This is a genomic window from Sphingobium sp. TKS (genome assembly GCF_001563265.1).
Classification (GTDB): Bacteria; Pseudomonadota; Alphaproteobacteria; order Sphingomonadales; family Sphingomonadaceae; genus Sphingobium.
In genome coordinates, this window is the sequence record NZ_CP005083.1 from 3,295,214 (window position 1) to 3,308,044 (window position 12,831).

12 protein-coding genes, 1 tRNA gene and 1 pseudogene are annotated in these 12,831 nt (G+C 64.3%); 13 read left to right on the forward strand and 1 reads right to left on the reverse strand.

Features of this window, described 5'->3' with window-relative positions; all coding sequences use genetic code 11:
- Window positions 1-41: 41 nt before the first annotated feature.
- Complete coding sequence (locus tag K426_RS16285; protein ID WP_066559252.1) at window positions 42-932, forward strand: DMT family transporter; 891 nt, start codon at window positions 42-44, stop codon at window positions 930-932.
- A 98-nt stretch (window positions 933-1,030) separates the two neighbouring features.
- On the opposite strand, the gene K426_RS16290 is transcribed toward K426_RS16285, so the two are convergent.
- A complete protein-coding gene (locus K426_RS16290; RefSeq protein ID WP_066559254.1) occupies window positions 1,031-1,786 on the reverse strand; it encodes an enoyl-CoA hydratase-related protein in 756 nt (251 codons plus the stop codon).
- A gap of 107 nt (window positions 1,787-1,893) precedes the next feature.
- On the opposite strand from K426_RS16290, the gene K426_RS16295 reads away from it, so the two are divergent.
- The 12 genes and pseudogenes from K426_RS16295 (at window position 1,894) to K426_RS16350 (ending at window position 12,767) form a co-directional block, all read left to right on the forward strand.
- Window positions 1,894-2,877: a bile acid:sodium symporter family protein gene (locus tag K426_RS16295; protein ID WP_066559256.1), complete on the forward strand. Its 984-nt coding sequence runs from the start codon at window positions 1,894-1,896 to the stop codon at window positions 2,875-2,877.
- Window positions 2,834-3,109, forward strand: a pseudogene (locus tag K426_RS16300) (phosphoribosyltransferase family protein); the annotation flags it as partial. The gene K426_RS16295 and the pseudogene K426_RS16300, both read left to right, overlap by 44 nt.
- Before the next feature lie 96 nt (window positions 3,110-3,205).
- Entirely contained in the window at window positions 3,206-4,363 is a 1,158-nt protein-coding gene (locus K426_RS16305) for an aromatic ring-hydroxylating oxygenase subunit alpha (RefSeq protein ID WP_066559259.1), read from the forward strand.
- A complete protein-coding gene (locus K426_RS16310; RefSeq protein WP_066561901.1) occupies window positions 4,360-5,970 on the forward strand; it encodes a phytoene desaturase family protein in 1,611 nt (536 codons plus the stop codon). The genes K426_RS16305 and K426_RS16310 overlap by 4 nt, the downstream gene beginning before the upstream one ends.
- A gap of 39 nt (window positions 5,971-6,009) precedes the next feature.
- Window positions 6,010-7,020, forward strand: coding sequence for an aspartate carbamoyltransferase catalytic subunit (locus K426_RS16315; protein ID WP_066559261.1), 1,011 nt, complete (start codon window positions 6,010-6,012; stop codon window positions 7,018-7,020).
- Complete coding sequence (locus K426_RS16320; RefSeq protein ID WP_066559263.1) at window positions 7,017-8,240, forward strand: dihydroorotase; 1,224 nt, start codon at window positions 7,017-7,019, stop codon at window positions 8,238-8,240. Before K426_RS16315 ends, K426_RS16320 begins: the two co-directional genes overlap by 4 nt.
- A gap of 68 nt (window positions 8,241-8,308) precedes the next feature.
- Window positions 8,309-8,384, forward strand: a tRNA-Trp gene (locus K426_RS16325).
- A 169-nt stretch (window positions 8,385-8,553) separates the two neighbouring features.
- The gene (gene secE / locus K426_RS16330) at window positions 8,554-8,760 is read left to right on the forward strand and encodes a preprotein translocase subunit SecE (protein WP_066559273.1); all 207 of its coding nucleotides are present in this window, start codon (window positions 8,554-8,556) and stop codon (window positions 8,758-8,760) included.
- 62 nt (window positions 8,761-8,822) lie between these two features.
- Window positions 8,823-9,359 (forward strand): transcription termination/antitermination protein NusG, encoded by a 537-nt coding sequence (gene nusG, locus K426_RS16335; protein WP_037451561.1) that lies wholly within the window; start codon window positions 8,823-8,825, stop codon window positions 9,357-9,359.
- A gap of 184 nt (window positions 9,360-9,543) precedes the next feature.
- Entirely contained in the window at window positions 9,544-9,975 is a 432-nt protein-coding gene (gene rplK, locus K426_RS16340; protein WP_007709087.1) for a 50S ribosomal protein L11, read from the forward strand.
- A 4-nt stretch (window positions 9,976-9,979) separates the two neighbouring features.
- Window positions 9,980-10,678, forward strand: a complete 699-nt coding sequence (gene rplA / locus K426_RS16345; RefSeq protein WP_066559275.1) for a 50S ribosomal protein L1 — start codon at window positions 9,980-9,982, stop codon at window positions 10,676-10,678.
- A 343-nt stretch (window positions 10,679-11,021) separates the two neighbouring features.
- The gene (locus K426_RS16350) at window positions 11,022-12,767 is read left to right on the forward strand and encodes a DEAD/DEAH box helicase (protein WP_066559277.1); all 1,746 of its coding nucleotides are present in this window, start codon (window positions 11,022-11,024) and stop codon (window positions 12,765-12,767) included.
- Window positions 12,768-12,831: the final 64 nt, after the last annotated feature.

Sequence of the window (12,831 nt, forward strand, 5' to 3'; positions counted from 1 at the left end):
GGCGCTTGACCTGAGCGGCCATCGGCAGCACCAGCGATGGCATGCATGGCGCCACTTCCAAAACCCCCTCCCCCTCCCGGCTGATGATCGGACGCCCGGAACTGGCGCTGATCGGCATTACCCTGTTGTGGGGCGGCACATTTCTGATCGTCCATCAGGCGATGCGCCACAGCGGTCCGCTGTTCTTCGTCGGGCTGCGTTTCGGCACCGCCGCGCTGATGGCGCTGCCGTTCGCGTTGCCCCTGTTGCGTGGCGTCACCCGGCGCGAATGGCTGGCCGGGGTGATGATCGGGGTCGGCATCTTCACCGGCTATTCGCTACAGACATGGGGGCTTCAGACGATCGCCAGCAGCACGTCGGCCTTCATCACTGCCGCCTATGTGCCGCTGGTTCCCATCCTGCAATGGATCATCCTGCGCAGGCGGCCCCGGCTGGCGAGTTGGGCGGGCGTGGCGCTGGCCTTCATCGGGTTGTTGCTGATCGCGGCGCCGAAGGATGGATTGTCGCTGGACCGGGGCGAGACGCTGACGCTGATCAGCACGCTCGCCATCGCGCTGGAGATCATCTTCATCAGCCTGTGGGCGAGCCGCGTCGACGTGGCGCGGGTCACGTTCATCCAACTGGCGGTGACATCCCTGCTGGCCTTTGCCTGCATGGTTCCGGCTGGAGAGGTGATTCCGCCCTTTTCCTGGACGGTGGTGCTGTCGGCCTGCGGCCTGGGGCTGATGACGGCGCTGATCCAGTTCGTCATGAACTGGGCGCAGCAGAGCGTGTCAGCGACCCGGGCGACGCTGATCTATGCGGGCGAGCCGGTCTGGGCGGGCCTGATCGGCTGGATCGCAGGCGACCGACTGCCGGCCATCGCCCTGCTGGGCGGCGCGCTGGTGGTCGCCGCCGTCATTGTCAGCGAAATCCGGTTCGGGAAGCGTTAGAGTGATTTCGAAGCAAGTGGAATCACCTGCTGACTCGGAAATCACGGAAAACAAAAACTCCCCTGGAAACATTCCGGTTCAATCAGACCGGAATGTTTCTAGCGCCGGAACACTGGCGGGCGTTTCTCGAAAAAGGCCGCGAATGCCTCCTGCGCCTCGGCGGAGCGAAGCGTTTCCTGAAACAGTCGCGCTTCCTCCTCGATCCGCTGGTTCAGCACGGCCGGATCGCCCTTCATCAGCCGGCGCGTCACGGCAAGCGCCTGGGGCGGCTTGGTCATCAGCAGGGCCGCTTTCCGCCGCGCATGATCCAACAGGCTATCGGCGGGGACGATCGCCGTGACGAAACCCACCTGATCGGCCGTCTGCGCGTCCATCGGCTCGCCCAGAAGCAGCATCGACGCAGCCTTGGCATAGCCGAATGTGGCGGGCGCCAGCAGGCTGGAGCCTGCTTCAGGCACGATCCCCAGATTGACGAAGGGCGTGATGAAGCGCGCATCGGGCGAAGCATAGACCAGGTCGCAGTGGAACAGCATGGTCGTGCCCACCCCCACGGCGAGTCCCTGAACAGCGGCGACCATCGGCTTTTCAAAGGCGGCGATGGCGCGGATGAAGGCAAAGGCAGCCTCCCCGCCCTGCGGGCCAGCCATGAAATCCTTCAGGTCGTTGCCCGCGCAGAAAGCGTCGCCCTTCCCGGCGAAAAACACGACGCCGATCTCGTCCCGCGCGGACGCATCGGCCAGCGCGGCGGTCATGGCACGGTACATGGCGGCGGTCAGCGCATTCTTCTTGTCAGGCCGGTCGATGTGGATTTCGATGACGCCCTGATTTTCGACGATGGCGATCCCTTCGCTCACGGCCCGACTCTCCTTCACTTTTGGCTGCGGTGATTGACCGGGCGACTGTTGGCCGATCGGCGCTGGGACGTCTATTCTTTTTCGACCATTCTGCCTAAAGCCGAGCCATGCAACGCCTGCGCGAGATTCTGGACCCTTTCCTGCTGCTGCTGATCTGCACGGTGGCGCTCGCATCCTTGTTGCCCGCGCGGGGCGAGGCCGCCGGTATCGCCGGAGCCGCCGCGGATGCGGGCATCGTTCTGCTGTTCTTCCTGCATGGCGCCAAACTGTCGCGGGAGGCGATCTGGGGCGGGGCCAAGGCCTGGAAATTGCATCTGGCGACATTGGGAACGACCTTTGCGGTCTTTCCGTTGATCGGCCTTGCGACGCAGCAGGTGACGGCGATTCCCCCGTCGATGCGCGCAGGATTGCTGTTCCTGACCCTGCTGCCGTCCACGGTGCAGTCCTCCATCGCCTTTACGGCGATTGCGCGGGGCAATGTCGCCGCCGCGGTGGTGAGCGCATCCTTTTCCAATCTGCTGGGCATCGCGCTGACGCCGGCGCTGGTCGCCCTGATGATGGAGAAAAGCGGAACGGGAAATCTGATTTCGCTGTCCTCGATCGAGGACATAGTGCTGCAATTGCTGCTGCCCTTTGTCGTGGGACATCTGGCACGGCCATGGATCGGCGGCTTCGTGAACCGGCACAGGGCGATGCTGGGCCGGGTGGATCGCGGGTCTATCCTGCTGGTGGTCTATTCCGCCTTCAGCGCGGCCGTCGTGGAGGGGCTGTGGCACAAGGTGTCGCGGGGCGATCTGCTGCTGCTGGCCGCGCTGTGCATCGCGATGCTGATCGTCGTGCTGCTCTTCACCTTCTTATTGGGGCGGCTGATGGGCCTTTCGCGACAGGATGCGATCGTGCTGCAATTTTGCGGATCGAAGAAAAGCCTGGCAACGGGCGTGCCAATTGCCGGCGTGCTCTTCCCGGCCAGCGCGGTCGGACCGATTCTGCTGCCGGTCATGCTGTTCCACCAGATACAGTTGATGGCCTGCGCGGTGCTGGCGCGGCGCTATGGCCGGAGACAAGCTGCTGTTCGTCGACGATATCAATGACAGCGGGCGAACGATCAATGCGGTGCGGGACGCCATGGCGGCGGCTCCGGCTGAGGCGGTGCGCTTTGCCGTTCTGATGGACAATGTCCGGTCGGCGGCGGCGGTGAACTATCGCGCGGAGGCCATCGACCGGGCGGTGACCAAGGACTGGTTCGTCTTTCCCTGGGAAACCGTGGCAAGCCGGGAGAGCATATTGGCCGATTGGGGCGATGTGCCGGAAAGGACACAGTAGCTTTCCAAAGAACGGAGTTTCCGGCCGCCCTTGTTGCCCGCGAACCGTTACTGTTATACGAATGTATAACTTCGGCGACGTGTGGGGCTCGCGATAATGGACGGCAGCGGGCAAGAGGATGATCCCGACGCGGCATGGAGCCTGCCCGGCTGGACCTATCGCGATCCCGAATTTTTCCATGCCGAACTGCGCCGGGTGTTCCGGCCATCCTGGCAGATCGCAGCGCATGAAAGCGACATCCCCTCCCCCGGCGACTTCCATCGGCTGGATTATATCGGGGAAAGCGTGATCGTAATGCGGGGCGAGGATCAGGCCATCCGCGCCTTCACCAATGTCTGCCGCCATCGCGGGGCGCGGATCGTCGATGCGGCGTCGGGCTGCGCAAGGAAGCTCACCTGCCCCTATCATGGCTGGACCTATGACAGCGGCGGGCGGCTGACCGGGGTGCCGATGGGGGCGAGCTATGCCTTCGACATGGCCGATCATGGGCTGGCGACTGTGGAAGTCGAGAATTTCCACGGCTTCCTGTTCGTGCGGCTGGAGGATGATGGCGGGCCTTCCGTGGCGGAGATGCTGGCGCCTTATCTGAGCGAGATCGCAGCCTATCGCTTCGAGGAATTGCGGGCGCTCGGTCGAGTGACGCTGCGCCCGCGGGCGGTTAACTGGAAGATTATCGGAGACAATTATTCGGACGGGCTGCATATCGCGGTGGCGCATCCGGGGCTGAAGCGGCTGATGGGCGATGGCTATGGCGTCGAGGCAAGCTCATATGCCGACAGGATGTGGGGACCGATCCTCGACCGGCCTTCCAGCCACCTTTCCGAGCGGGCCTATCAGCATTTCCTGCCGCGCATACCGCATCTGGGGGATGAGCGGCAGCGGCTTTGGGCCTATTTCAAGCTGTGGCCCAATATCGCTTTCGACATATATCCCGACCAGATCGATTTCATGCAGTGGTTGCCGCTGTCTCCGACGCAGACGCTGATTCGGGAGATTCCCTATGCGATTCCTGATAAGCGCCGGGAAATGAGGGCGGCGCGCTATCTTAACTGGCGGATCAACCGGCAGGTCAATGCCGAGGACAGGACATTGATCGATCGGGTGCAAGCGGGCGTGGCTGCGGAAAGCTTCACCGTGGGGCCACTGTCCGATCGGGAGGTGGCGCTCCGGCATTTTTGCAAGCGGATGCGGCAGATCATTCCGCAGGCGCGGCTGCATCGGGCGCCCGCGGCAGGGTGGAGCCGGGCCGCATGACGAAACGCTATGACGCCGTCATCATCGGGGGCGGGCATAATGGCCTGGTCTGCGCCTTCTATCTGGCGCGGGCGGGGTACAAGGTGCGAATCCTCGAACGGCGCGCCATCGTCGGCGGCGCCGCCGTCACCGAGGAGTTCCACCCCGGCTTCCGCAATTCGACGGCGAGCTATACCGTCAGCTTGCTCCACCCCAAGGTGATCCGCGACATGGCTCTGGCCGAACATGGCTATCGCGTGATCGAGCGCCCCATCAGCAATTTCCTGCCGCAACCCGACGGCCGCTATTTGAAGCTGGGCGGCGGGGTCGAGCGGACGCAGGCCGAGTTCGCCAAGTTCAGCGCGAAGGACGCCGCCACCCTGCCCGCTTATTATGATGCGCTGGAGGTGGTCGCGGACGTGCTGCGCGACATGACGTTGAAGGCACCGCCCAATGCGGGCGATGGGCTGGCGATGGTGGTCGCCGCGCTCCGGCAGGGACGGCGGATCGGCGGGCTGACGCTGGAGCAGCAACGCGACGTGCTGGAGTTGTTCACCAAATCGGCGCGCGGCTTTCTGGACGGCTGGTTCGAGAGCGAGGCGGTGAAGGCCGCCTTCGGCTTCGACGCGGTGGTGGGCAATTATGCTTCGCCCGACACGCCGGGCAGCGCCTATGTGCTGTTGCACCATGTCTTTGGCGAGGTGAACGGGAAGAAAGGCGTCTGGGGCCATAGCGTCGGCGGCATGGGAACGATCACCCGGATCATGGCGCAGGTGGTGCGCGCAATGGGAGTGGAGATCAGCCTGGAGGCGCCGGTCGCGTCGGTGCTGGTCGACGGAAAGCGCGCCGTCGGCGTCCGGCTGGAAAGCGGCGAGGAAGTAATGGGCAAGACCATCATCGCCAATGTCGGGCCGAAGCTGCTTTATGAACGGCTGATGGACCCCGGCGACCTGCCGGACGATTTCCTGAAGCGCATCCGGGGGTTCAAGACGGCATCAGGCACCTTCCGCATGAATGTGGCGCTGTCGGCGCTGCCGGACTTTTCCTGCCTGCCGGGCGTGGGCGAGCATCACCAGTCGGGGATCATCATCGCGCCGACGCTGGATTATATGGACCGCGCCTTCATGGATGCGAAGCGCGATGGCTGGTCGCGCGAGCCGATCGTCGAGATGCTGATTCCTTCGACGGTCGACGAGAGTCTCGCCCCGCACGGATGCCATGTGGCGAGCCTCTTCTGCCAGCAATTCGCGCCGGTTTTGCCGGAGGGCCGCAGTTGGGATGATGAGCGCGAAGCGGCGGCGGACCATATCATCGCGACGGTCGATGCCCATGCGCCCGGCTTCGCGCGTTCGGTGATCGCGCGGGACATACTCTCGCCGCTCGATCTGGAGCGGAAATTCGGGCTGGTGGGCGGCGACATCATGCACGGCAATATGACGCTGGACCAGCTTTGGGCAGCGCGGCCGGTGCTGGGGCATGGGGCGTATCGCGGGCCGTTGAAGGGGCTCTATATGTGCGGCGCCGGGACGCATCCGGGCGGTGGCGTGACCGGCGCGCCGGGGCATAATGCGGCGCGAGAAGTGATGAAGGACGGAACGCTGCTGGGGCGGTGGTTCGGGCGCGCTTGAGCTTGCCCTCGCCCCCACCCTCGCCTAAAGGGTCGGTTCATGCCCGACATCATCGTTCCATCCGCCCAGTCCGATCTTAAAGGGGGCGACCTGACTGGCCGGGCGTTGTTTCCGCATCGGCATCTGCTGTCCATCGCGGACCTCAAGCCCTGGGAAATCCGTTTCCTGCTCGATGAGGCGGAACATTGGGCGAAGAGCAACCGGGGCGGCGCGCGCAAGCATGACGATCGCCTGGCAGGCATGACGCAGATCAACGCCTTTTTCGAGAATTCGACGCGGACGCTGCTGTCCTTCGAGATTGCGGGCAAGCGGCTGGGCGCGGACGTGGTCAACATGGCGGCGGCCACGTCCAGCGTGAAGAAGGGCGAGACGCTGATCGACACCGCCATGACGCTGAACGCCATGGCCGCCGACGTGATCGTCATCCGCCATGCCAGTTCGGGCGCGGTGGCGCTGATCGCGGACAAGGTGGATTGCCCGGTACTGAATGCAGGCGACGGCTGGCACCAGCACCCGACGCAGGCCTTGCTCGACGCGCTGACCATCCGGCGGCGCAAGGGCGGTTTCGAGGGGCTGATCGTGGCGATCTGCGGCGACGTGCTGCACAGCCGGGTGGCGCGGTCGAACATGCTCTGCCTCGCCGCGCTGGGCGCGCAGGTGCGGGCGGTGGCGCCGCCAACGCTGATGCCGCCCGAGGTCGAGATGCTGGGCGCGACGCCATACACCCGCATGGACGAAGGGCTGGAGGGCGCCGACGTCGTGATGATGCTGCGGCTCCAGAATGAGCGCATGGACGGGGCTTTCATCCCCTCGGCGCGGGAATATCATATGTTCTACGGGCTGACGCCCGAGCGGCTCGCCATCGCCAAGCCCGATGCGCTGGTGATGCATCCCGGCCCCATGAACCGGGGCGTCGAGATTTCAAGCGTGGTGGCCGATCATCCCGAGCGCTCCGCGATTACCGAGCAGGTGGAAATGGGGGTCGCCATTCGCATGGCCTGTCTGGACGTGCTGACCCGAGGCGCGCGTGGCGTGGAGGGATGGCAATGACAAAGCTCGCCATCATCAACGGGAAGCTGGCCGATCCGGCAGGCAAGGATGTCGACAGCGGCGTCATCCTGATCGAAGGCGACCGGATCGTCGCGGCGGGCGATGTGGCCGTGCCGAAGGATGCGGAGACGATCGATGCGGGCGGACTGGTGGTCGCGCCGGGGCTGATCGATCTGGGCGTCTTTGCGACCGACAAGCCTGCTTTTCATTTCGGCGGGATTACGCGAGCGGCGCTGATGCCGGACCAGTCCTCCCCTCTGGACGATGCAGGCCTCATCCGGCAGGCGACGCGGGCGGGGAAACCGGATTTCTGGGTGCACCCCATCGCTGCGGCGACGCGAGACCTCAAGGGCACCGAACTGGCCGAGATCGGCATGATGCAAGCGGCAGGCGCCAAGGCTGTCGGCACCGGACGCCAGTGGATCGCGGATTCGGGCGTGATGATGCGGGTGCTGTCCTATGCTTCCGGCCTTGGACTCACCGTCATCACCCATGCCGAAGATGGCGGGCTGGCGGGCAAGGCCGTGGCGACCAGCGGGGAGACGGCGACGCGCCTTGGCCTGCCGCACGCACCCGCCTGCGCCGAAGCCATGGCCATCGCCCGCGACATCATGCTGGCGCGCGCCACCGGGGCGGCGCTCCACTTCCGGCTGGTGACGACCAAGGCGGGCTTCGACCTGATCCGCGCCGCCAAGGCCGAAGGATTGAAGGTCACTTGCGGCATCAGCCCGGCCTATCTGTTCCTGGCCGACAATGCGGTGACGGATTTCCGCACCTTTGCGCGCCTCTCGCCGCCGCTGCGGTCGGAGGACGACCGTAAGGCATCGATCGCGGCGGTGGCCGACGGCACGGTCGACGTCATCACCTCCAGCCACGATCCGCGCGGACCGGAGGACAAGCGCCTTCCCTTCGCGGACGCTTCGCCGGGCATGGCAGGGGCGGAAACGCTGCTTGCGCTGTCGCTCAATCTCGTGCGCGAAGGACATGTGTCGCTGGGTCGCCTGATGACCCTGCTCAGCGCCAATCCGGCGAAGATTCTGGGCGTCAATGCGGGCAGCTTCGCGCCGGGCAGCGCGGCGGACCTGATCTTTGTCGATCCCGACATGCCGTGGATCGTCGATTCGACGAAAATGGCCGCGCAGGCAGGGAATACGCCCTTCAATCGCATGCCTGTGCAGGGCCGCGCGCGCAAGATCATGAAGGGTGGCGTTTTCCTCTGATTTCTCCCCTTGCCCTCCCAGGCGGGCCACGCTAAAGCGCCCTCCTTCGCTGGCACAGGCCAAAGTGCAGGAGTGTAGCTCAGCTGGTAGAGCGTCGGTCTCCAAAACCGAATGCCGGGGGTTCGAGTCCCTCCACTCCTGCCAAAGATTTTGCCGTGAAACCTTGATAAACCAAGGGTTCGCGGCTAAGTGCGCAGACGAAGATGGGTCGCGGAGCAGGCGGCCGCACCCCCGGACGCCAATATGGGCGGGATCGGGAGGGCGGACTGTTGCTTCGCGCTTTGGTGTTTGTTCGAAGGGTTTGAGACAGGCGATGGCGAAGGTTTCTCCGGGCGAATTCGTCAATCAGGTGCGGACCGAAGCCAACAAGATCGTGTGGCCCACCAGCCGCGAAACGATCATGACTGGCGTGATGGTGGTCATCATGACCTCGCTGCTGGGCCTCTTCTTCTTCGGCATCGACACCTTCTTCGGTGCGATCGTGCAATGGCTGCTGGCCTTTGCGGCCGGTCAAGCCTGAGTTTTTATTGATTGCCGCGATTTTCAAGTAAATCGCTAAGATCGGGAGTTTGAGACGGTAACATGGCGCGCTGGTACATCATCCACGCCTATTCGGGCTTCGAGAACAAGGTCAAGGAATCGATCCTGTCCGAAGCCGAGCGCATGGGCCTCTCCCAACTGGTCGAGCAGGTGGAAGTCCCCACCGAGACCGTGACCGAGGTGAAGCGCGGCAAGAAGGTGCAGGTCGAGCGCAAGTTCATGCCCGGCTATGTCCTTGCCAAGCTGGCGATGAACGACGACATCTACCACCTCGTCAAGAACACGCCGAAGGTGACGGGTTTCCTGGGTTCGTCGGGCAAGCCTCAGGCGATCAGCGAGGCCGATGCCGCCCGCTATTTCGGCGCCCAGAAGGAAGCCGAGGCCGCGCCCAAGCACAAGGTCAGCGTCGATTACGAAATCGGCGACAGCGTCAAGGTGCTGGACGGCCCCTTCGCGAGCTTCAACGGCACCGTCGAGGAGCTGGATTTCGAAAAGAACCGGGTCAAGGTGTCCGTGTCGATCTTCGGCCGCGCCACGCCGGTCGAGCTGGACTTCGAGCAGGTCGAGCTTTCGAAGTAATTCACGTCATCCCAGCACAGGCTGGGATCTCGTGCCTCGGGTCGTTCCCTTGCGGCCTGAGATGCCAGCTTCCGCTGGCATGACGACAAGGGGAAGTGCGGGAGGGTTTCTTCGGAAACCCGTCTGACCGCTAAACTTGAACCGGGCGCGTCTTCGGACACGTCCAGCAACAGAGTGAGTGACAATGGCCAAGAAGATTACGGGCTATATCAAGCTCCAGGTGCCCGCTGGAGCCGCCAACCCCTCGCCGCCGATCGGTCCGGCGCTGGGTCAGCGCGGTGTGAACATCATGGAATTCTGCAAGGCGTTCAACGCCTCGACGGAAAAGATGGAAAAGGGCACCCCGCTGCCGACCATCATCACCGTCTATGCGGACCGTTCGTTCAGCTTCGTCACGAAGCAGCCGCCCGCCACCTATCTGATCAAGAAGGCCGTCAACCTGAAGTCGGGTTCCAAGGAACCGGGCAAGGTCGTCGCCGGCAAGATCACCCGCGCCCAGCTCGCTGAAATCGCCCAGGCTAAGATGGTTGACCTGAACGCGAACGACATCGACGCGGCGACGAAGATCATCGAAGGCTCCGCTCGCGCGATGGGCCTCGAAGTGGTGGAGGGCTAAGACCATGGCAAAGCTGACCAAGAAGGCCAAGGTTCTGGCCACTGCCGTTGACAAGGAAAAGCTGCACGGCGTCGATGAGGCGCTGGGCCTGATCAAGACCCACGCGACCGCCAAGTTCGACGAAAGCGTCGAAATCGCGATCAACCTGGGCGTCGATCCGCGTCACGCCGACCAGATGGTCCGTGGCGTCGTCACCCTGCCCGCCGGCACCGGCAAGGACGTCCGCGTCGCCGTGTTCGCCCGTGGCGACAAGGCTGAAGCCGCGACTGCCGCTGGCGCCGACATTGTGGGTGCCGAAGACCTGCTGGAATCGATCCAGGCCGGCAACATCGACTTCCAGCGCGTGATCGCCACCCCCGACATGATGGGTCTGGTCGGCCGTCTGGGTAAGGTTCTGGGCCCCAAGGGTCTGATGCCGAACCCGAAGCTGGGCACCGTCACCCCGAACGTCGCTGAAGCGGTCAAGGCCGCCAAGGGCGGTCAGATCGAATTCCGCGTCGAAAAGGCCGGCATCATCCACGCTGGCTTGGGCAAGGCGAGCTTCTCGGCTGCCGACCTGCGCAAGAATTTCGACGCGTTCGTCGACGCGATCGTCAAGGCGAAGCCGTCGGGTTCGAAGGGCAAGTACGTCCGCAAGATCGCCCTGTCGTCCTCGATGGGTCCGGGCGTGAAGGTCGACGTGGCGGAAGTCGCTTCGGTCTGATCCCAGACTATAACAGTTAAGGGGAGCCTCCTTCCTCCGCGCGGGGAAGGAGGCTTTCTTCTTTTTTGGGGAGGCTTCTGATAAGAGGCTCTCCTGTCCTTCCCTGCTTCACTGAAGAGACGGACGAAATTGCCTCTTCAAAGGAGGCAAAGGCACGGGCCATTCCACCCTTCTGCACTTCAAAAGAGCAGGGCTTGAAAGAGCAAAACGCACTTTCAGACAGCCCCAACGGATGAGAGAGTGGAGCGCACCCGAAACGTTGGGCCAAATGACATCAGGTCAGGCCCGACATCAGAATAAAGATGCCGTCAGCAGAGACGGGTCGCACTCCACGGATATTATCATGAGTTTTGAACACCTTCCTTCCCTTCTCTCCGATGCGCTGACACGGAAGGGCTATGAAAATCTGACCCCAGTACAGGCGCAAGTCACCCAACCCGAAGCCGAAGGCCGCGACCTGATCGTGTCGGCGCAGACCGGATCGGGCAAGACCGTCGCTTTCGGCCTGGCCATGGCGGGGGAACTGCTGGGCGAGCAGAGCCGCCTTCCCGTCGCGGGCAAGCCGCTGGCGCTGGCGATCGCGCCGACGCGCGAACTGGCGTTGCAGGTCAGCCGCGAGCTGGAATGGCTCTATGGCGAGGCCCGCGCCCGCATTGCCACTTGTGTAGGCGGCATGGATGCTGCCAAGGAACGCCGGGCGCTCAGCCATGGCGCGCATATCGTCGTCGGCACGCCGGGCCGTCTGCGCGACCATCTGGAGCGTGGCGCGCTCGACCTTTCAGGCCTCAAGACCGTGGTGCTCGATGAAGCCGACGAAATGCTCGACATGGGCTTTCGCGAGGATCTGGAAGAGATTCTCGACGGCGCACCGGACGAACGGCGCACGCTGCTCTTCTCCGCCACCATGCCCAAGCCGATCGTGGCGCTGGCCAAGCGCTATCAGAAGGATGCGCTGCGCATTTCCACCGTCAGCGACGAGCGCGGCCATGGCGACATCAGCTATCAGGCGCTGACGGTTGCCCCCGCCGACATCGAGAACGCCGTGGTCAACCTGCTGCGCTATCATGAGGCGGAGACGGCGATCCTCTTCTGCGCCACCCGCGATAATGTGCGACACCTCCACGCCAGCCTGACCGAGCGCGGCTTTGCCGCCGTGGCGCTGTCGGGCGAGCATAGCCAGAATGAGCGCAACCACGCCCTGCAAGCCCTGCGCGACCGCCGGGCACGGGTGTGCGTGGCGACCGACGTGGCGGCGCGTGGCATCGACCTCCCCAATCTCAGCCTCGTCGTGCATGTCGAACTGCCGCGTGATGCGGAGACGATGCAACACCGTTCGGGCCGCACCGGGCGCGCGGGGAAGAAGGGGACGGCCGTGCTGATCGTGCCCTATCCGCGCCGCCGCCGGGTCGAATCCATGCTGCGTGGCGCAAAGATTCCGGTTGAATGGGGCACCCCGCCGAGCAAGGAAGCGATCCAGGAGCAGGACAATGCGCGGCTGCGCGCCAGCCTGATGGAGAAGGCCGAGCTGGACGAGCAGGACTGGGCGCTGGGCGCCGAGCTGCTGGCCGAAAAGTCCGCCAAGGAAATCGCGGCGATGCTGGTGCGCAGTGCCCGTGCCGCCCTGCCCGCCCCCGAGGAGCTGCTGGATGCCAGCGAAGCGCCTGCGCGGCGGGACGGACCGCGTCCGGGCTTTGAGGACACCATCTGGTTCCGCATGGACATCGGCCGCAACCAGAATGCCGATCCGCGCTGGATATTGCCGCTGATCTGCCGTCGCGGGCATGTCAGCCGGGGCGATATCGGCGCGATCCGCATTGCCGCCAATGAAACGATGTTCGAAATTCCCTCCGCCATCGCTTCGAAGTTCGTCGGCGCGGTGCAGCGCACCGGCCAGGCCAATGACGAAGGCGCCGAAGTTGCCATCGAGCAAATCGAGGGCAAGCCACGCGAAATGGCGCGGGAGAATCGGCGCGAAGGACCGCATGGCAAGGGACGGCCCAATAGCGAGCGCGGCCCGCGCCCACCCGCACACAGCCCGCGGCCCTTCAAGGGCGGCCCCAAGCGCGCTGGGCCTCGCAAGCCCCGCTAAAGCGCGCTGCGTTAAATCCGACGCAGGACGCATGCACTAAATTTTTGTGATCGCATCGTTTTTG